Annotated in this window: 19 protein-coding genes and 4 tRNA genes; 6 read left to right on the top strand and 17 right to left on the bottom strand. The window is 41.4% G+C overall.

Annotated features, from left to right (window positions below):
• The 10 genes from QL229_RS20055 to xerD all read right to left on the bottom strand — a co-directional run bounded on the left by QL229_RS20055 (position 1) and on the right by xerD (position 7,430).
• Positions 1-77: transfer RNA gene (locus QL229_RS20055), tRNA-Arg, on the bottom strand.
• 119 nt (positions 78-196) lie between these two features.
• Positions 197-273: transfer RNA gene (locus tag QL229_RS20050), tRNA-Arg, on the bottom strand.
• A 55-nt stretch (positions 274-328) separates the two neighbouring features.
• Positions 329-405, bottom strand: a tRNA-Arg gene (locus QL229_RS20045).
• Positions 406-443: 38 nt separating this feature from the next.
• Positions 444-536 (bottom strand) — tRNA-Ser (locus QL229_RS20040).
• Positions 537-648: 112 nt separating this feature from the next.
• Positions 649-846 carry a hypothetical protein gene (locus tag QL229_RS20035; RefSeq protein WP_135925869.1) on the bottom strand — a complete coding sequence of 66 codons (198 nt, stop codon included), beginning with the start codon at positions 844-846 and terminating at the stop codon, positions 649-651.
• Between the two features lie 253 nt (positions 847-1,099).
• The gene (lysS, locus tag QL229_RS20030) at positions 1,100-2,635 is read right to left on the bottom strand and encodes a lysine--tRNA ligase (protein ID WP_135925870.1); all 1,536 of its coding nucleotides are present in this window, start codon (positions 2,633-2,635) and stop codon (positions 1,100-1,102) included.
• A gap of 26 nt (positions 2,636-2,661) precedes the next feature.
• A protein-coding gene (gene prfB, locus QL229_RS20025; RefSeq protein ID WP_135925871.1) for a peptide chain release factor 2 occupies positions 2,662-3,760 on the bottom strand; the annotation gives its coding sequence in 2 pieces (ribosomal slippage) (positions 2,662-3,684 and positions 3,686-3,760; 1,098 coding nt in all).
• Between the two features lie 143 nt (positions 3,761-3,903).
• Positions 3,904-5,625, bottom strand: coding sequence for a single-stranded-DNA-specific exonuclease RecJ (recJ, locus tag QL229_RS20020; protein ID WP_138558618.1), 1,722 nt, complete (start codon positions 5,623-5,625; stop codon positions 3,904-3,906).
• Between the two features lie 75 nt (positions 5,626-5,700).
• Positions 5,701-6,435, bottom strand: a complete 735-nt coding sequence (gene dsbC, locus QL229_RS20015) for a bifunctional protein-disulfide isomerase/oxidoreductase DsbC (RefSeq protein ID WP_138558617.1) — start codon at positions 6,433-6,435, stop codon at positions 5,701-5,703.
• 59 nt (positions 6,436-6,494) lie between these two features.
• A complete protein-coding gene (xerD, locus tag QL229_RS20010; protein ID WP_138558616.1) occupies positions 6,495-7,430 on the bottom strand; it encodes a site-specific tyrosine recombinase XerD in 936 nt (311 codons plus the stop codon).
• A 120-nt stretch (positions 7,431-7,550) separates the two neighbouring features.
• On the opposite strand from xerD, the gene fldB reads away from it, so the two are divergent.
• Complete coding sequence (gene fldB, locus QL229_RS20005; RefSeq protein ID WP_138558615.1) at positions 7,551-8,072, top strand: flavodoxin FldB; 522 nt, start codon at positions 7,551-7,553, stop codon at positions 8,070-8,072.
• A 41-nt stretch (positions 8,073-8,113) separates the two neighbouring features.
• Here fldB and QL229_RS20000 read toward each other — a convergent pair whose 3' ends face one another.
• Positions 8,114-8,512 (bottom strand): DUF2147 domain-containing protein, encoded by a 399-nt coding sequence (locus tag QL229_RS20000; RefSeq protein ID WP_240704552.1) that lies wholly within the window; start codon positions 8,510-8,512, stop codon positions 8,114-8,116.
• A 133-nt stretch (positions 8,513-8,645) separates the two neighbouring features.
• Between QL229_RS20000 and QL229_RS19995 the strand changes: the two genes are divergently transcribed.
• Entirely contained in the window at positions 8,646-9,077 is a 432-nt protein-coding gene (locus tag QL229_RS19995; RefSeq protein WP_138558614.1) for a hypothetical protein, read from the top strand.
• Positions 9,078-9,106: 29 nt separating this feature from the next.
• Here QL229_RS19995 and QL229_RS19990 read toward each other — a convergent pair whose 3' ends face one another.
• Positions 9,107-9,805, bottom strand: coding sequence for a methyltransferase (locus QL229_RS19990; protein WP_138558613.1), 699 nt, complete (start codon positions 9,803-9,805; stop codon positions 9,107-9,109).
• A 76-nt stretch (positions 9,806-9,881) separates the two neighbouring features.
• Here QL229_RS19990 and srmB point away from each other — a divergent pair, with 76 nt between their 5' ends.
• Entirely contained in the window at positions 9,882-11,114 is a 1,233-nt protein-coding gene (gene srmB / locus QL229_RS19985) for an ATP-dependent RNA helicase SrmB (RefSeq protein ID WP_135925879.1), read from the top strand.
• Between the two features lie 196 nt (positions 11,115-11,310).
• On the top strand, positions 11,311-11,649 hold the full coding sequence (locus tag QL229_RS19980) for a BON domain-containing protein (protein ID WP_135925880.1): 339 nt from the start codon (positions 11,311-11,313) through the stop codon (positions 11,647-11,649).
• Between the two features lie 19 nt (positions 11,650-11,668).
• On the opposite strand, the gene QL229_RS19975 is transcribed toward QL229_RS19980, so the two are convergent.
• Both QL229_RS19975 and radA read right to left on the bottom strand, forming a co-directional pair.
• Positions 11,669-12,601 (bottom strand): hypothetical protein, encoded by a 933-nt coding sequence (locus QL229_RS19975; RefSeq protein WP_138558612.1) that lies wholly within the window; start codon positions 12,599-12,601, stop codon positions 11,669-11,671.
• A gap of 50 nt (positions 12,602-12,651) precedes the next feature.
• Positions 12,652-14,037, bottom strand: coding sequence for a DNA repair protein RadA (gene radA / locus QL229_RS19970; protein WP_138558611.1), 1,386 nt, complete (start codon positions 14,035-14,037; stop codon positions 12,652-12,654).
• 354 nt (positions 14,038-14,391) lie between these two features.
• On the opposite strand from radA, the gene QL229_RS19965 reads away from it, so the two are divergent.
• Complete coding sequence (locus QL229_RS19965; protein ID WP_138558610.1) at positions 14,392-16,872, top strand: PilZ domain-containing protein; 2,481 nt, start codon at positions 14,392-14,394, stop codon at positions 16,870-16,872.
• Here QL229_RS19965 and serB read toward each other — a convergent pair.
• Positions 16,855-17,874 (bottom strand): phosphoserine phosphatase SerB, encoded by a 1,020-nt coding sequence (gene serB / locus QL229_RS19960; protein ID WP_138558609.1) that lies wholly within the window; start codon positions 17,872-17,874, stop codon positions 16,855-16,857. The two genes, QL229_RS19965 and serB, sit on opposite strands and share 18 nt — an antisense overlap.
• A gap of 134 nt (positions 17,875-18,008) precedes the next feature.
• On the opposite strand from serB, the gene QL229_RS19955 reads away from it, so the two are divergent.
• Positions 18,009-18,629: an AhpA/YtjB family protein gene (locus tag QL229_RS19955; RefSeq protein ID WP_135925885.1), complete on the top strand. Its 621-nt coding sequence runs from the start codon at positions 18,009-18,011 to the stop codon at positions 18,627-18,629.
• Here the strand turns inward: QL229_RS19955 and QL229_RS19950 are convergent.
• Together QL229_RS19950 and pdxH are read right to left on the bottom strand one after the other, a co-directional pair.
• Complete coding sequence (locus QL229_RS19950) at positions 18,596-19,369, bottom strand: TatD family hydrolase (protein WP_138558608.1); 774 nt, start codon at positions 19,367-19,369, stop codon at positions 18,596-18,598. The genes QL229_RS19955 and QL229_RS19950 overlap by 34 nt on opposite strands.
• Positions 19,370-20,008, bottom strand: a complete 639-nt coding sequence (pdxH, locus tag QL229_RS19945; protein WP_135925887.1) for a pyridoxamine 5'-phosphate oxidase — start codon at positions 20,006-20,008, stop codon at positions 19,370-19,372.
• Positions 20,009-20,100: the final 92 nt, after the last annotated feature.

The raw sequence follows: 20,100 nt of genomic DNA, 5'->3' as shown, positions 1-20,100 counted from the left end.
TGGCGGACGCGGGAGGATTCGAACCTCCGACCGCCTGGTTCGTAGCCAGGTACTCTATCCAGCTGAGCTACGCGTCCGCAAAGTTGCATTTTATAATCTTGCAATGATTTTCAAATATGGCGGTTGCGGGACGTCTCTTGAAAGAGAGAACCTCCGACCAAATTTGTATCTTTATACTCGATGTGAGTTTCAAATATGGCGGACGCGGGAGGATTCGAACCTCCGACCGCCTGGTTCGTAGCCAGGTACTCTATCCAGCTGAGCTACGCGTCCACACGCATACTTGAATATTGCTAATTTATTCTCTTAGCAAGAGTTAAAGTAAAAGTGGCGGACGCGGGAGGATTCGAACCTCCGACCGCCTGGTTCGTAGCCAGGTACTCTATCCAGCTGAGCTACGCGTCCACACATATTACTTTCAAGACATGCCATTTTAGGAAAAATGGTGGAGAAGGAGGGATTCGAACCCTCGATAGAGCTACAAACCCTATACTCCCTTAGCAGGGGAGCGCCTTCGGCCACTCGGCCACCTCTCCGTCTTGTGGGGCGTATAATAAAGATTTCAGAAAATAAGTCAAACACTTTTCAAGGAATTTCGAGTAGATGGTTAGAGATTGTGCACAACTGACTCAAACTCCCTAAAATCGCTTAAGCTTTAGGCGTTTTTTCTTTATCAGCCAATAAATCGAGACCAGTTAAAGGAATATGCTCATCAGTTAATTCTGCTAGGTATTGGTCTTGATATCCTAACTTTTGAAATTCAAAGATACATGCTCGGTAAAAGCTTTCACGTTGTTCATCACTTTTTGCTACATCTGTTGGTAACTGCGCTGGTTTTGTTGTCATTTTAATTAATTCCATTTAAGCAGTGAACGGATTTTATTTAGTACATTAACATTCTGACTAGAAAAATGACTTTATCAACCTTAGTTTGTATTAAAAACGAACAAAGCAATAATTACGTAGCAAACAAAAACAATAAATACACTATATATCAATAATTTAAATTAAAAATAAAAACACTAGCGAAGAAAAAATCAGAAATTTCCTATAACAAAAACGCCGCTAAAAAGCGGCGTTTTCTAATCCTAAAAACTGATTAATCAGCTTGAGGACGCATATGCGGGAATAAAATCACGTCTTTAATTGTTGGTGAGTCAGTGAATAACATCACAAGACGGTCGATACCAATACCCTCACCTGCTGTTGGTGGTAAGCCGTACTCTAACGCGCGAATATAATCTTCATCGTAGTGCATTGCTTCATCATCACCTGCGTCTTTTTCTTCAACTTGACGAGAAAAACGCTCTGCTTGGTCTTGCGCATCATTAAGCTCAGAGAAACCATTCGCTAATTCACGGCCGCCTACGAAGAACTCGAAACGGTCAGTCACAAATGGGTTTTCGTCGTTACGACGTGCAAGTGGTGACACTTCCCATGGGTAAGCTGTGATGAAAGTAGGTTGAATTAGCTTATGCTCTGCAGTCTCTTCGAAGATTTCACATAAGAACTTACCAGGGCCCCATACACAGTTTTCTGGGATCTTAACGTGTACTTGCTTAGCGTACGCTTTAAGCTCTTCAAAATGATTTTCAGGGTCATTAAATACCGCAGCATCAAAGTCTGGGTTGTACTTAAGGATAGCCTCGCTCATTGTTAAACGAGCAAAAGGTTGACCAAAATCGTACTCTACTGAATCTACCACTTCACCGTTTTCATTTTTAGTTGTGTTTACAACAATTGGTGAACCTAGTACATCTGTAGCAACAGTACGTAACATGTCTTCAGTGATGTTCATCAGGTCAATATAATCAGCGTATGCTTGGTAGAATTCGATCATTGTGAATTCTGGGTTATGACGTGTTGATAAACCTTCGTTACGGAAGTTACGGTTGATTTCGAATACACGCTCAAAACCACCTACCACTAAACGTTTTAGATAAAGCTCAGGTGCAATACGTAAGTACATATCGATATCAAGTGCATTGTGGTGTGTTACGAATGGACGAGCAGACGCACCACCTGGGATCACTTGTAGCATCGGTGTTTCAACTTCCATGAAGTCACGATCAGCTAAGAAACGACGGATACCTTCAACAACTTTTGAGCGAATACGGAAGGTTTCACGCGTCGCTTCATTGGTAATTAAATCAACATAACGTTGACGGTATTTAGTTTCTTGGTCAGATAAACCATGGAATTTTTCTGGTAACGGACGTAATGACTTAGTTAGTAACTCGTACTCTGTCATTTCTACGTATAGGTCACCTTTACCTGATTTATTTAGTGCACCTTTAACACCGATGATGTCACCGATATCAAGTTGACCGTATTTTGCTTTTAATTCTTTTTGTACGTCTTTTGACGCGTACGCTTGAATTTGGCCTTTCATATCTTGTAACGCAAGGAAAGGACCACGTTTTGCAAGAATACGACCCGCTACTGATACAACGTGCTGCTCAGCAACTAATTCGTCTTTCGATTTATCACCAAACTCAGCTTGCAAATCAGCCGTGTAATGTTCACGACGGAATTGGTTTGGATGACCGTTGGCTGGGCAATTTTCGCGGATTGCGTCTAATTTGCCACGACGCTCAGCGATTAACTTATTTTCGTCTTGGATTTGATCAGTCATTTTTTAGCTCTTTTTTAGCTCGGTGGTTATAGGCCAGATTTAAGGCTGGCTTCAATAAATTTATCTAAGTCGCCGTCAAGAACCGCTTGAGTATTACGGTTTTCAACGCCAGTACGTAAATCTTTAATGCGCGAGTCATCAAGTACGTATGAACGAATTTGACTACCCCAGCCAATATCAGATTTAGCATCTTCTTGGCTTTGCTTCTCGGCATTTTGCTTTTGAATTTCAAGTTCAAACAACTTCGCTTTTAACTGCTTCATTGCTTGGTCTTTATTCTTATGCTGTGAACGCTCATTTTGGCACTGTACAACAGTGTTGGTTGGTATATGCGTAATACGAACCGCCGACTCTGTTGTATTTACGTGCTGACCACCCGCACCAGATGCGCGGTAAACGTCAATACGTAAGTCAGCCGGATTAATATCAATTTCGATATTATCGTCGATTTCTGGGTAAACGAATGCCGATGCAAACGAGGTATGGCGACGACCACTTGAGTCGAACGGGCTCTTACGTACTAAACGGTGAACACCGGTTTCTGTACGTAACCAACCGTATGCATATTCGCCAACAAAACGCACTGTTGCGCCTTTGATACCAGCCACATCACCATCAGTTGCTTCAACAAGTTCAACTTTAAAGCCTTTCGCTTCACCCCAACGTAAGTACATACGCAACAACATGTTACACCAGTCTTGCGCTTCAGTACCGCCAGAACCTGATTGTAAATCAAGGTACGCATCGTTTTGGTCATGGTCACCCGAGAACATACGACGGAATTCTAGCTTTTCAAGCTGTGCGTTTAAATCGGCTAATTCAGTTTCTGCTTCGGCAAAGGTTTCTTCGTCTTCTGCTTCAACAGCAAGCTCAACTAAGCCTTCAACATCTTCGGTACCGGCCACTAAATTATCAATGGTCTCAACGATAGCTTCGAGTGCCGACTTTTCACGGCCTAGGGCTTGAGCTCGCTCTGGCTCATTCCACACTGCTGAATCTTCAAGTTCTGCGTTAACTTCTTCTAACCGCTCTTTCTTAAGAGGGTAGTCAAAGATACCCCCGAAGCAGTTCAGTACGTTCGCGAATTTCCTTGATTTGATTAATCACAGGATTCACTTCAAACATGTACATTACTCCAAAATGGCTGATTTACCGCGCACCGCTCTCGACAATAATTACGGTAAATTATCTACAAATATTAAAAACGCCCGATTTTAACAAAAAACCGAGCGTTTTATTAGCCTTTTATGTCGATTATAACGATATTTTTATGTGGTTTTTTGTAGCTCTCGGATAATTAGTTGTAACGAGAATTTGCCACGAAATTCATTTATATCGAGTTGGTATGCCGCTTTTACATAGCGTACTTCGGTGTCGGGCCAGGCACGCACGTCAACAGCAAATGCTATTGCGTCAACTAACCTTCCAGATTGATGTTTTAAAACTAGTTTTAAGTGTTTTTCACCAACAATACGCTGCTGCACCACTTCGAACACATGTTCAAACACTGGCTCTGGAAATTGTTGTCCCCAAGGCCCTGCATTTTTTAACAGGTTGGCAAACTCCATCGAGAAGCAATCATTTGGCAGTTCACCATCGGTAAGTAAAATACTTTGCTTATGCTCTTCACTGAGTGTTTGTGCCACCATGTGTTCAAACACTGTTTTAAATTCATTAAAACATTGCTCGTTAATACTTAAACCTGCCGCCATAGCATGACCACCAAACTTGCTGATCAGATGAGGGTGTAAGGTATTTATGCGCTCAAGTAAATCACGCATATGCAGCCCTTCAATGGAGCGGCAAGAGCCTTTAATTTCACCGTTATCGCCAGCTGCAAAAATAATCGTAGGACGGTGATACTTTTCTTTTAAGCGACCAGCCAAAATGCCAATAACACCTTGGTGCCAATCAGCTTGATACAAACAAATGGCATCAGGCACTGAATCTGTTTTAAAGGCTAAACGGTCAAGCACAGCTTGCGCTTCAGTTTGCATGCCCTGCTCTATTTCACGGCGCTCATGATTGAGGCTGTCGAGCTCGCTGGCAATGCTGCGGGCTTGATTAATATCGCTCGATAATAAACAGGCTATACCTAAACTCATATCATCTAAGCGCCCTGCTGCATTTAAGCGTGGTGCCAATGAAAAGCCAAAGTCACTGGCACTTAAGCGCGCTGCATTACGATTTGCCACTTCAATGAGAGCACTAATACCTGGACGTGTTTTACCGCTACGAATACGAGCTAAACCTTGATGTACTAAGGTACGGTTATTGGCATCAAGGGCGACCACATCGGCAACGGTACCAAGGGCAACAATATCAAGTAATTCGGCCAAATTCGGCATTGGCTGATGTTGAAAATACCCTTGATCACGTAAGTGACTACGTAAAGCGATAAGCAGATAAAAAGCCACCCCAACGCCTGCTATTGATTTCGATGGAAATTGGCAGTCATGACGATTCGGGTTCACAATGGCATCGGCATTAGGTAATGCCTCGCCCTGCAAGTGGTGATCAGTCACCAGCACCTTAATACCCGCATGCTTTACAATTGCAATGCCATCTATGCATGAAATACCGTTATCAACGGTAATCACAAGCTCAGGCTGCATGGCCACAATTTGCTCTGCAAGCGCAGGACTTAGGCCATACCCTAAACTGAATCTATCTGGCACTAAGTAATCAAGGTTTTTCAAACCAAACATGGCAAGACCTTGCATCAAGGTTGCTGTACTGGTTGCACCGTCAGCATCAAAATCTCCCACGATTAACACGCGGCTTTGTGCTTTTAATGCGTCTTGCAACAACAACACGGCTTTGTCGATGTCCTTAAACAACCGAAAGTCATGTAACGTTGCTGCACTGTTATCTAACTCTATTGCGTCTTGCACCTGTCTTGATGCGTAAATTTGTTTAATGACTGGATGTAAATGATTTGGCAGGTGTGAGTCATCAACGCGAGGACGAACTTGAATTATTTTTTCCATATTGGAAAGTGTACTTCTTAACTTAAGGCGAATAAAAAAGGCCTACGACAAATAGGCCTTTTCGTTTAAAAATAGTTATGACGATGTTTTTGGTAAAGCATCAAGTGCTTGGCTGATTTGCGCAGCTGATTGATAACCTGGGATCATCGTACCATCTTCTAAAATAATTGCCGGTGTACCTGACATACCAAAGCTTTGACCAAGTTGGTAATGCTCTGCAATCGGGGCGTTACAACCTGGGACTGCAGCTACTTCTGCGCCCGCTTTAGCTTCTGTTAACGCTTCTGCTGGGTCTTTAGCACACCACACATTCATTAAGTCTTGATAACCTTTGCCCGCTAAACCGCCTCTTGGAAAAGCTAAATACTTAACAGTAATGCCCGCCTCTAAAAAGTCGTCTAATTCGCGGTGTAATTTACGACAATACCCGCAAGTGATATCTGTAAATACTGTGATTGAATGCTTTTCATTTTTTGCTTTGTAAACAATCATCGAGTCTTCGTACTCTGCAACGCCTTGTTTACGCACATCACTTAACGCATGCTCGGTTAGATTTACACGGTTGTTTAGGTCAATCAACGTACCTTGCATTAAGAATTGGCCATCAGGGCTTGCGTATAACACGCCTTTATCGGTAATTAGCTCTTTAAGACCAGCCACAGGGCTTGGGTTAACTTGCTTAACCTTTACACCTAACTCGGCAAATTTTGAAACAATTGGTGCGTCAGCGGCTTCTGTCGTCGATACGCCATTTGCAAAAACATTTAAGCTTGTGCCAAATAGTGCCGTGGCTAAAACTAACTTTTTCATAACTATCCTATATCCTGAACATTTTTTACATAGACCGGTACATCTTAAAAAAAGTTGCACTATGCACGAGGGTGATGCTGCTCGTGTACCGACTTTAATCTTTCATTCGCTACATGCGTATAAATTTGTGTTGTTGATAAGTCACTATGACCTAACATCATTTGCACAACACGAAGGTCTGCCCCATGATTCAAAAGGTGCGTCGCAAAAGCATGTCTGAGCGTATGCGGTGATAATGGTGACTCTATTGCTGCCAAAATAGCATAGTGTTTGATGCGATGCCAAAAAGTTTGTCGGGTCATGCCAATGCCCCGCTTAGACGGAAACACAAAGTCGGTAGCGTGTTTAATCATCTGCGAGCGCCCTACTTTTAAAAACTGTTCAAGCCAGTACATTGCTTCTTCACCCAAAGGGACTAATCGTTCTTTATTACCTTTACCTTTTACAAATACGACTGCTTGGCGCAGGTTTATTTGCTCCATTCTTAGCCCTACCAGCTCAGTAACACGCAGCCCGGTGGCATATAACAGTTCAAGCATGGCTTTATCGCGAAGCCCCATTGGATCTTCAATATTAGGAGCTGCAAGCAATGCTTCTACTTCGGCTTCAGAGAGGGTTTTTGGTAACGATTGCCCCGCCTTTGGTTGCGCAATATTAACCATTGGTGAGTCGGCAATGGCTTTTTCGCGCACAAAATACTGATAAAAACGCTTGAGCGCACTGATACTTCGAGCCGTGCTGCGCGACTTTAGTCCTAAATCGACACGGTATGCTAAATAAGCTTCTATATCTTCTGCTGTTACTGCAAGTAAGTCTGTGTCTTTAATAAATTGGCAAAACTTATCGAGGTCACTTCGATAAGCGGCAAGAGTATTCTCACTGACTCCTTGTTCTAAATACAAGGTATCTAAAAAAACCTCTAAATGCTCTGCATTTTGTTCCGTCATGACACCTGCTTGTGCTTGTGAAGTATTATCCGCCACGGTTACTCTCATCCTTATCAAGGTATCAATTAAATAGGCCTTACGGTAAAATATTACCAAACTACATGAAGGTAGATACTTCAAGCGGCTTGAGTAGCTATCATATCAGGCAAACACACGGTGATAAATACGATGCAGATTGGTTTATTTTATGGTTCAACTACCTGCTATACAGAAATAGCGGCAGAGAAAATTCGCGATATTATTGGGCAAGACGTTGTGAGCTTGCATAACATCAAAGATGAACCATTAAAAAATGCAGAACAATTCGATTTCGTTATCTTCGGCATTTCTACATGGGATTTTGGTGAGCTTCAAGAAGACTGGGAGTCTATCTGGGATGATATCAAAGATGTTAATCTAAATGGCAAAACAGTGGCTCTGTTTGGCATGGGTGATCAACAAGGTTATGGTCAATGGTTCCAAGATGCTCTTGGCATGCTGCACGATGAAATTTGTGATCAAAGCATCACCTTATTAGGAAAGTGGCCAAACGATGACAGTTACGAGTTTGAAGCATCAAAAGCGCTGACTGAAGATGGCAAACAATTTGTTGGCTTAGCCCTTGATGAAGACAGTCAATACGAACTCAGCGATGAGCGTATTGCCAACTGGGTTGAGCAAATAATGACTGAATACAGCGAAAGTTTGTAAAAGTCACTTGTAAGGAAAAGCCAAGCAATGCTTGGCTTTTTTTATTCAACGCGTTGCCAATATTGATTACGATAGAAAAAAGCAATATAACCACGCACTTCAAGCACCTTACCTTGTTGTTGTGGTGTCAATTTTAAGGTGTAGGTTTTGCCATTATTAGGGTCAAGAATTTCACCATCTTGCCAACTTCCATCTCCGGCATCCTTTGCGCCTTCAATAATCTGCAACCCCAAAATAGGCTGATTTTTCTTATCACCTTTACATTTTTCACAACGTGCATCTTGCTTAGCTGGATTCAATATTTTTTCAACATTGCCAACCAGCACGCCGTTTTGCTCACTAATACGCACGAGTGATTTTGCTTCATTCGTTTCTTCATCAATTGTTTTCCAAAGCCCTACCGGGCTGATTGCTGCAGCGCATAGTTGAGAAAATAACATCGCAGCGAGTACAAACGCTAAACGGAACATAGATCACCTACTTTATTAAGAATTTATTACTACAATTAATTTTTTTAGACGCATCATTTTGTTATGCTTGAGGTGGATGGATAACCAATTGAAAGGATACACAATGAAACAATTCACTTTAGTGACTGGTGATGTTATTCAATATGACAATCATCAAATTAACCCACTTCACGCCAAAGGCGAAATTACAGTAAATAGCCTTAACGAACAAGTATTTATGCCACAAAGCGTGAAAACAGCGAATGAACTAGGCAAACTTAAAGATAACCTATTTAACATCGAAAAATTATTACACTCTGGTTATGCCGATCCCTATCCCAGCATTCGTGTATTAATTGAAACCACGCAACCACTGCCTGACATAACGGGACTGAACATCAAACGACAATTTAATATCATCAACTTTTGTAGTGCTGATATTGATAAACAACATTGTAAAAGAGTACTAAATGCTTTACTTCAACTTGAATATGTTCAGCAAATTCAACTTGATGAGGTGATACAGTTACGTCCACCTGCGATCCCCGAACAGTAATTAGAATCGCCAAAAATCTTATATTAGCGTTACATTTTCAAATAAAAGGCTTTGCAAAGCCTTTGATAATCGGCGCTGTAATTACCATCCTGAGCATGAATAACCAACTGCGATTTTTTGCACTCTACAGCCTGTTGACTAAATAACATTAAGCAGCGGCTCGGTGCTTTTTTGGGCGTTGTTTGTATTAAACATTGTTGATTTAAATGCCAACCTAATTGCTTTGCAATAGCAATAAATTGCTCAGCTTCCGGACAAGGTAAAATAACATTCAACAACGTTTTGTCATGACTAAGCCTGCTACATGCAGCTATTAATTCGTTAAAACTAAGGCCATCAGTATGACGTGCAGCATTACGCGGCGCATTCTCTCCTTTGAGGCTGGCGTTAAAATATGGCGGGTTAGTGATGATAACATCAACGGGCTCTGGTGAATCAAATGACTGCACGGCACCTTGATAAAGACGGATATCTGACCACGGGCTATTGGTAAAATTAGCGCGGGCGTCGATACAGGCATCATGATCAATCTCGATCGCCATCACTGTTGCTTGTGGCGCTCGCTGTTTTGCCATTAAGGCCAGCAGCCCTGTTCCAGTCCCTATGTCTAATATACGTGTGGCGTTAGTAAGAGTGGCCCATGCGCCTAACAAAATGCCATCCGTTGACACCTTCATTGCAGCACGAGTTTGCTCCACCGAAAATTGTTTAAACACAAAGCCTGACATTTTTTCACCTTTTCATTCACCACAGCCGCGTTAACGCGTATAATTAGGCCTAATTGTCCTCTATTTACGTCACTCTATGCAATTTTCTGAATTTGATATCGATAACAAGCTGTTAAATGCCATTAATAAAATGGGTTTTGATACACCAACCAGTATTCAACAACAAGCGATCCCTGAAGCGCTAAGAGGCCGCGATATTTTAGCATCTGCGCCAACTGGTACTGGTAAAACAGCCGCTTTTTTGATCCCTGCAATTCAATACTTGCTTGATTTCCCTCGTCGCGATCCTGGCTTTGCTCGCGTGCTGATCATGACACCGACTCGTGAATTGGCTTATCAAATTCATGAACAATGTGAATTACTTGCTGCGCAAACACACCTCAAAATTGGTGTAGTAACCGGCGGTATTAACTACGGGACACATAAAGAAATTTTCGAGAGTAATAACGACATTTTAATTGCCACGCCAGGGCGCTTAATGGAATACCTCGAAACTGAGAATTTCCATGCTGAGAATGTTGAACTGCTTATTCTTGATGAAGCTGATCGCATGCTAGACATGGGTTTTCGTAAAGAAATGCTGCGAATTTGTGACGAAGCACGTAATCGTCGCCAATGTTTCTTATTCTCAGCAACACTTGAAGGCGACAGCGTTGAGTTATTTGCAGAACGAATTTTAAATGACCCTGCACTACTTGAAGCAGAGTCAACCCGAAAAGAGAAAGCTAAAATTCATCAGTGGGTTCACCTAGCTGATGACTATAACCATAAACTAAAAATGTTGGTCGAGATCCTAAACGGTGAAGACATACATAAAGCAATCGTGTTTGTTAAAACCCGTGAACGCTTAGAAACCTTGATTGGTGAGCTTAACAACGAAGGGTTACGCGTTGCATGGCTACGTGGTGAAATGCCACAAGACAAACGCATGAAAGCGATGGAGAACTTTCACTCTGGTCGCAATAATATCTTAGTGGCAACCGATGTTGCTGCACGTGGCATTGATGTCGCCGATATTAGTCATGTTATTAACTTTGATATGCCGCGTACTGCAGATATCTATGTACACCGCATTGGCCGTACTGGCCGCGCTGGCAAAAAAGGGATTGCGATTTCATTTATTGAAGCTCACGATGTGGCTATTCTGGGCAAGGTTGAACGCTACATTGAGCAAAAGCTTAAACGTCGCGTAATTAAAGGTATTGAGCCTCAACACAAAGAAGCAAAGATCCCATCTAAAAAGAAAAAAGATCCTGCAAAGATCAAGGCGAAGAAAAAAGCCAAAGCAAAAGTAAAAAAGAAAAAATAGCTTAATATCTTTACTTGAAAATGCCGAGCTCGTCTCGGCATTTTGCTCTCTGCTGCATGTACTTTTTTACTAATTACTGTGTAATTAGTTCATACCTTTTAACCTACCAAGCATAAAATCACTTTATAATCAGAAACTTAAAATTGGAATGATAATTGTAACTGGTTCTGCAACAGAGTCTTCGCGAGGGAATCGTATGAACCGCTTTAAATTAACCGTAGTACTGATCTCATTAAGTTGTTTATTTTTACTAGCTTGTGCGACAAAGGTGAGTGCAAATACCAGTGTTTTAACATCAAGCACATCAGCACAACCTAGATTGCAACAATATGCTTTGCAGAAACTTACCAGCAACCCTAACTTTACTATTTCTAATCTACAGGTGATTGTAGAGGGTGATACGGTTGAGCTTATCGGCTCTACCAAGACAGGATTTCAACGTGCTTTAGCACAAAAGTTTTTGGAGCATAACCGAGGCATCCGAAAAGTTAAAAACAACCTTAAAGTAAGCTCACAAGACGGAACAACACTTTAAGGTTGTCTGCACCTTAGCCTTATTTACCGCTTGCTTGAAGGTTAATAAATTTGGCAAGTTCTTCAGGTTGTCCCATTAGCGCCATAATTTGCTGATTGATTTGCATCATAGACTGACCTTCTGGCAAGTTTGCCGAAACCGAGAATGATGATAAGCCTTGAGCAAAATTAGTAATAGCAGTCTCTAAGTCAGTGCTAACCGGCGCTTGTTGTAACTGCATAGCAACAACCTGCTGGAACTGTTCATGAGTCATACCTTGCGCTTGCAAGAAGCTCTCTACAACCGCTTTTAACTCACCTTCATCTGCAACTGACAGTGAAATACTTCGTGGCTCTAACTGGCTCATGGCCGCCATCATTTTTGATTGCTGCTGCAGTTGCTGCTCTAATGTGAGCTGGCCATTTTGTGTTGAGTTTTGCATCTTGCTGATAGCCAATGACGCTTCCATTAAAGGAGTTGATTTCGCCAACCCTAAATTAAAGTGAACATCGGCCACTTCATTTGCAGTCACGTTAACTGCAAACGCACTATCACCAGAGTCTTTATTGTAATCTAGCGAAGACTTAACGTTATAGCTTGTAGACGCTAATTTGTTGTTGGCGTTTTGCGGTAACTGAGCGAGGAAATCATCACTGAATCGAAAGTTTGTCATAACAAACCCAGTATGAGGTGGAATGCTGTCTTGCTCATAACCTGATACTTCAATCGTATCTATGGTTGCAATAGCTTCATTGCTATCAAGGCTTTGTACTTTGATACCCGAAAGCTCCATGCTGCTATCAAAAACACTCGCTGAAATATCGCTATAAGTAATATCTACACCACTTTGTGTTGATAAAGCACTCAGCTGCTGATCAACCACTGTTTTCACTTCCTGTGTCACAGCATAGTTTGCGTAAGCTACGCCACCGACTGCCGCAGCAACAACCGACGCAATAATTAACTTCTTCATTTTATTTCCTTTAATTGGTGTAAATTTTTTATCAGTGTATCAAATTGTGTTTAGTTAATTAACGTCAGTAATTCATGCACAGTTTTCACTGGGGTAATTTTTGCGCCTAAGCCTTCCATTGATTTATGGTAATTACGATAAGGAATAAAGATTTCAGTAAAGCCATGTTGCGCCGCTTCTTTAACTCGAGGTACGCCACTGTCTATTGGTCTTACATCACCATTTAAACTCAACTCGCCCATAATACAAGTAGTCCGTGGCACCAAAAACTCATTCAAACTACTTAAAAGTGCTGTAACTAACGCTAAATCAATGCAGGTTTCTGACTCATCAATTTTTAAACCACCAACTATATTAAAAAACGTATCATGGAAGATTTTAGTTTTAGTGTGTTTTCGTAAAATCCCAGTAAGCATCTTGATACGATTCATGTTTAAACCAACACACACTCGTTGAGGGAATTCAGCTTCGGTTTCTGTGGTTAGACATTGAATTTCGAGTAGTAAGTTACGATTGCCTTTACGAATACAAGTAATCGCAGAGCCCGGCGACTCAGTCGTTGAGCCTGATAGGAAGATTTCGCTCGGGTTATCAACGCTCAGCATACCTCGCTCACACATTCTAAAAATGCCCACAGTGTCGATATCGCCAAAACGGTTTTTATTGGCACGTAATGTCCTTACTTGCCCATCATTGGTGTCAATGTGTAATAACGCATCGACAATGTGTACTAAGGTTTGTGGCCCAGCAATTTCGTTATTTTTGTTTACGTGAGCGATAATAAACATGGTCACATCATTTTGCTTACAATATTGCGTGAGCGCCTGAGCCGCACTTTTCACTTGTGAGGGTGACCCTGGAGTACCATTTGCCGTTTCTGTTACAACAGCCTGAATTGAGTCGATAACAGCAAACTTTATTTTATGTTTATCAAGTTCTTCAATGATTGCTTCAACGCTGGTTTCAGATAGTAAGTACAGCTCATCTTCGTTGTAATCTAGACGTAAGCGGTTAACCCGATTTTTAAACTGTGATAATGACTCTTCTGCTGTACAGTATAAAGACGGCATTACTTTTGACATACGTGCAACTAAATCTGACAACAAGGTGGTTTTACCTGCCCCAGGATCCCCAGAAATAATATTCACTGAGCCTGTGGTCACGCCGCCACTTAATACCCTATCTAATTCACCAATTTCTGTAAGGCGCTTTTCAGCTTCAGTGGTTGCAACTTCATTTATTTTTTTTGAACCGCCGCCCACATTACCGGCATAGCCTGCAATTGCAGCTCGACTTGCAGCTTGCTTTGACTGCCCTGCTGACGGTTTAAACTCTGCAAGGGTATTCCATGCACCACATTTACACTGCCCTTGCCAGCGCTGATAATTCATGCCGCACTCAGTGCAGACAAATTCGATTTTTGCTGATTTTGCCATTCGGCCTTACCTGTTTGGATAGCTGGTATTTACTGAACCACTATTTTCAAGCATCTAGTAGACAAAGTAAAACTGACTACTAAGGTAATTGATGTATAGTAGATTTAAAAACATCGAAGATAATACATGGTAACTTGCTCCCTATCGACCTTCTTATATGTTAACTGTTGACTAAAGAACAAGTTAAGGGCACAGTTTTTGCTTAATAATAAATACCAGAGAACTTGCCATTTTATTGGCTAGTACTTATAACAATAACTAATAAAACAACAAAGTAATTACTACTCGCGTAGTGAGCTGCAAAACACCGCCGAGTAATACTACGTTATTTGATAGACAGTGATGGTTTTATAAATGCCTGAAGATATCTTGCTTAAATACGAAAGTCTAGTTGAAGAACTAAAGGCGAATTTAGGCACACCTCAATTCGACAAGCTATTTAAAGCAAAAACAGCCAGCTTAACTAAGCCAGAGCAGTTTTTGATCAAAATGGAGATGTCGCGTTTATCTCAGCCTGTAGCACGCTTTATCGATTTGCGTGGTCAAGTCACTGGACAAGTAAAACCTTACGAGTATGAAGGCAAACAGCACTTTATGGATGACACCGCCATTGAAGTGTTTGAAGATGCGATTAAACGCCACGGTGGCTATACCCTTGCAGTCTATGAAGCGGTAATGAATACCGAAAACAATCACCGAGTGATGCAAAAAAAAGCCGCCGAGCAAGACCTCATTAGCGATGACAGTAGTAATCAGTTAACCGCAAAAGTTATCAAATTTGCTTCTTATGAAAGCCGCTCTGAAGAGCGCATGAATTACTCCATAAAGATCTCGGTTGAAATTGATAAAGAAACGAAAGTCTCAGCATCAACTTCTGATATCTCGTTAAGCGGTGCAAAAATCAAACTTGCCCCCCGATATAAATTAAAAAAAGGCCAATTAATTGGCTTACGCTTGGTTGGTCTCGAGCAAGACTTTGAGCTGGGTCTGAAAAATGGTATTCAATATGAAGTCATTGCCGTCGAAAAGGTATCGCGTGAATATAATCATGTGCGCTTAAAACGTACCTTTATAGAAAATAACAAGCAGTTTGACGACTTTTTAAATAGCTTTATCCACGGCAATAAACGACGCTATAAAGTTAATTTAGACAATACCTTAGATGCTGTTGTTTCTAAAGGATATGAGCAATACTATATTCCTCGAGTGACTTCGCTCTATACGTTTTTAAGTTTGCAGGGTGACAAGCTTTACCCAAGTCTCGCCTTAACAACAGAAAACAATATATTTATTCAGCGTTACTTTTGTGATGAGCGAAAAGTGTCCTGTTTATACAGTATTGTTAATCAGCAGCGCATTGCTCACTTACTCAGTAGCCCTGATGCCGTAAAAGAAGACTATATTTACACTTTTACTCATACAGTATCTGGCAGAATATATTACTATTCAGCAACTCGCTCTGAGTTAAATAATCAGCCTCATTTAAAAGATTTGTTTTTAGGGTTTGGTAGTCAAAAAGATAGCTGGCAGTGTTTTAAACTTCAGCTAATGCCAAGCCATCCAGAAGATTCATACATTCCATTGACGTTACCAAGTAGCGCAGGTAAAAACATCGAAAAGCTTAATAAGCCACCGACCCCGCGTGTGCAAGGCATGCTAAAAGACGTTAAATACTTGTTGATTTTGACTTCAGTGGGTAGTGAGTATGAGCAGAAAAAATACCAACAACGTGTATTTGATAAAACTGCGGTTAATCAATTAAAACAATTTGGCCACAGTAAACACAAGACACCGCCTCATCTAGAGCCTGTTGCCTTAGAGTATGTGAATTTAAGAGCGCATAAGCGATTCTTGTATAAAACATCTGTCACGGTTAAGCATAAAGAGCAACTTGTGCAGGGCTACACACGTGATCTTTCAGTTATGGGGTTACAAATTGAATGTGAGAAACCTGTAGACTTTAAAAAGGGCGATATCATTAAGTTAAGCTTGCCTGAACTACAGAAAATCACCAAAAAACACGATCTAAGTGATCTTAGCTATGAAGTTATGGCAATAAGTAAGTCGCTTACAACTGTGAATTTAAAAGTACATCGAGTAACCGATTTGCCTCATATGGCAATAACCTTTTTCACGGTGTTGATTGATAATAATAAAGATAAACTAAAAGTGTGTGAAGAAACCCCTAAGATTCCTGGGCTCTCTACTGCACTTAGAAACATGGTAACAAAAAGTGTTTGCCAATTTCCGCTTTATCTCCATAAAGAATCAGCGCATTTTAAAATAGGTGCTATTGGGCAAGGCTTATACCCAAGTCCATTACATGTGCTTTTACAAAATTTTGCACTGCTTAATGAAAGCACCAGCATTGATGGCTTGTTGTCGACAGACCAAATAACCGAAGTGATCACCCCACTTATCAAAGATCGTAGTCGTCAAGATGCACCTTTGCCATTTACACTTTTTGTTTGTTTTAACCCACGTTTAGGCACAATTGCTGACTCAATTACCAGCCGCTGCATTAGCGATGAGGATTACACATCACAAACACTATTTGTAAAAAAAGCACTGAAAAACGACTTAGTGTTTGTATTTCGTTTATATGTATCACGCACAGGCCGGCCTGATATTGATTACTTATCGAATGAGCTTAAGTACATCAGTCAATATGCTTTACACAAAGCAAAAGATTTAGAGGAAGCATTATGGGCTGTTGCTGGTGTGGGAGATTTAATTGATATAACCGAAGAAGCGCTTACCCATTTTGATATTGACCAAAGGCTGATCGACGAAATGAGTAAACGCAAAGCAATCTGGTTAAAGCGAGTAATCTAACGGTAGGCCTAACAAGTAAGCAACTTGCAGCAACGAACCTTCGTTAATAGCCGTTTGTGCTTGCTCAACCACTTTAGGTTTACCGTGAACAGCCACACCAAGCCCTGCCGCAGCCATCATTTTTAAATCGTTAGCTCCATCACCCATGGCAACAGTTTGACGATTATTTAAGGCAAGCTTTGCTTCGATTCGTTTAAGTACACGGGCTTTTTCTTCAGCATCAACAATAGTGCCAATCACTTTACCTGTTAAACGATTATCTTTGAACTCAAGGGTATTAGCGTGCACTTCATCTAAACCTATTAGTGTTTGCACATGCTCAGCAAATGGTACAAAACCACCTGATGCAATGGCTAAATGCCAATTATGTTGTTTTAAGTATTGGCATAATTCACTAACACCCGGCATAAGTGGTAAACGTGCTTTTAAGCCATCGATTAGATCAACATCAATACCTTCAAGCTTAGCAACACGCTGTTTTAAGCTTTGTGCAAAATCTAATTGCCCAGCCATTGCTTGGGCGGTCACAGCAGCCACTTCATCATATACATCAGCAAGTCGTGCTATTTCATCTATACACTCGATAGTAATCGCGGTAGAGTCCATGTCCATTAATAATAGACCAGGCTCATCAACCGTTGGTGGATTAGTCAACTGCACCAGTTGAATACCAATTTGCTTGGCAAACTCAACTAATACCAGTGGGCTGAGTGTTGTTGTTGCATCGCTATGAAAGCTCCATGCCACTGGCATGTCTGCGATTGGCTGATAACAACATAGCGATAAGTTGCTAAACCCTTGTGCCGCTAAAAACTCACTAATAGCCAGTATTTGCTCAGCATCAAGTACTTTACCGAATGCTACGCTAAATACGCCCTGACTTGCTTTTGGCGTAAAGTCTGTTGTAATAAGGTGTTTGTTTTCAATTTTATACCAGCAATTTAGGCTGATTTGTTCAGCTAAATTTGCTGAAGGTGTAGCAGCTAGGCTAAGCTGTGACATAGTGGCTCCACATTAGACTTATGTCTGTCCTTGCGCGCGCATGAGCTACTCGCAATCAATGAACTAATAAGGTTATTATACTGGTTTAGTTGTACCATCAAATTGAAAAGCTGTCAGCAGCGTATACGGTGACTATGAAAAATAACCAACTAAAAACTCCATTTTCGGCTACATACCGCCAACGTTTGGTGCGTTTAAGTCTAGCTGCAGCCTGTTTTGTGCTGCTGAGCTGGGTTGCCGTTAATAGTAGTTTTCAAAGTCATCAGTTACTTTATGATAGTGCAGACAGCACAGCGATAAGCTTAACCAAGTTTATGGCCCTAAACGCTAAAACCCCACTACTAGAAAAAAACAAACCAGAATTAAAGGCGCTATGTAACCACATAGCTGCAGATGAGTATGTGTTAGCTGCAATAATTTACGACCAACAAGGTATTCAAGTAGCTGCCAGTGATAACTGGCAAAGTCACCATACCTTTGGTTTGTTACCGGATTCAACGCCGGGCATTAGTAAATTAAAAACACCATTTGTTGAGCCCGTTATAAGTGATAACGAGAGACCACTGGGGTTTGTGGCAATAACGTATCTTACGCAAGCATCGATAGCCACCAGCCACAGTAGCTTTCATGACTTAGGCAGACAAGTATTACTTATGCTCGTAATTACTTGTATTTTTACGTGGCAACTTGGCCGTGGCCTAAAACGCTGGCAATTTAATCGCTATATCAAAAAAAGCGCAGAGCAAGAATCGTAAAGTTCGGCAGCAAGTTGCTGCTTTGCATCACCTATCACGCCTTTAAGCTCACATAAATGTGCAAATACATCACGCACCTTAAGCGGCGTATTTACCTGCCCTTGAAAGCCAGCAAGTGGCATTGACGGCGAGTCGGTTTCAAGCACTAAATGCTGTGGCTCTATAGCGCTTAAGACTTTACGAGTTTTCGCCGCGCGTGGATAACTTATCACGCCACCAACTCCAAGCTTAAAACCTTGTTTTATATAACTTGAGGCTTGTTGTTCTGAGCCTGAAAAAGCATGAATAACCCCTCCATATTTGGGTTTGCAGCGCTTAAATGAGCGGGCAATTAAATCATGGCTTTGTCTGTGATGCACAATCAGTGGCAAAGCAAGTTGATTAGCAAGCTCTATCTGCCCTTCAAAAAGCTGCGTTTGTTTATCGAGGTTGTCGATACTGCGATCAAGACCGCACTCACCGATGGCAATAAACTGGCCTAAATTGGCTTTTGCTAACTGCTCTAATTCTGCGAGGTGATGAGCTTGGTGGTCAGATAAAAAATAAGGATGTAAGCCTAAAGCAACTGAAATACTTGGCTCTGATTTGGCAAAAGAAAGAAGTGCTGTAGATTGTGCCAAGCTCACACCTGGCACAATAAAATGCTCAATTCCTACTTGCTTGCATGCTTTGATGAGCTCTGTGCGAGTTTCATCAAATTCGCTAAAATCAAGGTGGCAGTGGGAATCGATAAAACGCATTTACGGATTTAAACGACCAAACTGCCAACTACCGTCGGCTTGGCGTTGATACATAAAGCGGTCGTGCAGGCGGTGCGCACCACCTTGCCAAAACTCAATTTTAGTAGGCTCAACACAATAGCCACCCCAAAAATCAGGCAATGGAATTTCACCATCAGAAAACTTTTGCTTCATTTTCGCAAATGTTTCCATTAACACCTTACGTGATGACACAGGACGACTTTGCTGAGATGCCCATGCAGCTAATTGGCTTTCTTTAGGACGCGATAAAAAGTACTTAGCCACAGCAGTTGTTGGTAGAGGTTTAGCTTCTCCGTAAACAATGACTTGTCGCTCCATATGGTGCCATGGGAAATGCAGAGAGATTTTGTTATTACCTTTAAGCTCCTGCGCCTTGCGCGAGCCGGTATTGGTAAAAAACACAAAGCCATTTTCATCAAGATGCTTTAACAGCACGATACGTTGCGAAGGCTGGCCATGTTCATCAACCGTTGCGACTACCATCGCCGTAGGATCAGGCAAATTAGTGGCAACAGCTTGCTCAAGCCATTTTTCAAACTGCTTGATCGGAGACGCATCAAGCATGTCTTCAGATAAACCATCCTGTAAATATTCACGGCGAATATCTTCAAGTTTCATAAAATTCCCTCTATCGCTATCAGCTATCAGCTATCAGCTATCAGCTATCAGCTATCAGCTATCAGCTATCAGCTATCAGCTATCAGCTATCA

This window comes from Pseudoalteromonas sp. PAR1 (genome assembly GCF_947311895.1).
GTDB lineage: Bacteria > Pseudomonadota > Gammaproteobacteria > Enterobacterales > Alteromonadaceae > Pseudoalteromonas > Pseudoalteromonas lipolytica_C.
This window is presented reverse-complemented; position numbering and strand designations above follow the sequence as displayed.

What these genes read in the sequence shown, in the direction of transcription:
- QL229_RS20035 (WP_135925869.1), bottom strand. Translation starts at nt 846, where the DNA reads ATGACAACAAAACCAGCGCAGTTACCAACAGATGTAGCAAAAAGTGAT.
- lysS (WP_135925870.1), bottom strand. Translation starts at nt 2,635, where the DNA reads ATGACTGATCAAATCCAAGACGAAAATAAGTTAATCGCTGAGCGTCGT.
- recJ (WP_138558618.1), bottom strand. Translation starts at nt 5,625, where the DNA reads ATGGAAAAAATAATTCAAGTTCGTCCTCGCGTTGATGACTCACACCTG.
- dsbC (WP_138558617.1), bottom strand. Translation starts at nt 6,435, where the DNA reads ATGAAAAAGTTAGTTTTAGCCACGGCACTATTTGGCACAAGCTTAAAT.
- xerD (WP_138558616.1), bottom strand. Translation starts at nt 7,430, where the DNA reads ATGAGAGTAACCGTGGCGGATAATACTTCACAAGCACAAGCAGGTGTC.
- fldB (WP_138558615.1), top strand. Translation starts at nt 7,551, where the DNA reads ATGCAGATTGGTTTATTTTATGGTTCAACTACCTGCTATACAGAAATA.
- QL229_RS20000 (WP_240704552.1), bottom strand. Translation starts at nt 8,512, where the DNA reads ATGTTATTTTCTCAACTATGCGCTGCAGCAATCAGCCCGGTAGGGCTT.
- QL229_RS19995 (WP_138558614.1), top strand. Translation starts at nt 8,646, where the DNA reads ATGAAACAATTCACTTTAGTGACTGGTGATGTTATTCAATATGACAAT.
- QL229_RS19990 (WP_138558613.1), bottom strand. Translation starts at nt 9,805, where the DNA reads ATGTCAGGCTTTGTGTTTAAACAATTTTCGGTGGAGCAAACTCGTGCT.
- srmB (WP_135925879.1), top strand. Translation starts at nt 9,882, where the DNA reads ATGCAATTTTCTGAATTTGATATCGATAACAAGCTGTTAAATGCCATT.
- QL229_RS19980 (WP_135925880.1), top strand. Translation starts at nt 11,311, where the DNA reads ATGAACCGCTTTAAATTAACCGTAGTACTGATCTCATTAAGTTGTTTA.
- QL229_RS19975 (WP_138558612.1), bottom strand. Translation starts at nt 12,601, where the DNA reads ATGAAGAAGTTAATTATTGCGTCGGTTGTTGCTGCGGCAGTCGGTGGC.
- radA (WP_138558611.1), bottom strand. Translation starts at nt 14,037, where the DNA reads ATGGCAAAATCAGCAAAAATCGAATTTGTCTGCACTGAGTGCGGCATG.
- QL229_RS19965 (WP_138558610.1), top strand. Translation starts at nt 14,392, where the DNA reads ATGCCTGAAGATATCTTGCTTAAATACGAAAGTCTAGTTGAAGAACTA.
- serB (WP_138558609.1), bottom strand. Translation starts at nt 17,874, where the DNA reads ATGTCACAGCTTAGCCTAGCTGCTACACCTTCAGCAAATTTAGCTGAA.
- QL229_RS19955 (WP_135925885.1), top strand. Translation starts at nt 18,009, where the DNA reads ATGAAAAATAACCAACTAAAAACTCCATTTTCGGCTACATACCGCCAA.
- QL229_RS19950 (WP_138558608.1), bottom strand. Translation starts at nt 19,369, where the DNA reads ATGCGTTTTATCGATTCCCACTGCCACCTTGATTTTAGCGAATTTGAT.
- pdxH (WP_135925887.1), bottom strand. Translation starts at nt 20,008, where the DNA reads ATGAAACTTGAAGATATTCGCCGTGAATATTTACAGGATGGTTTATCT.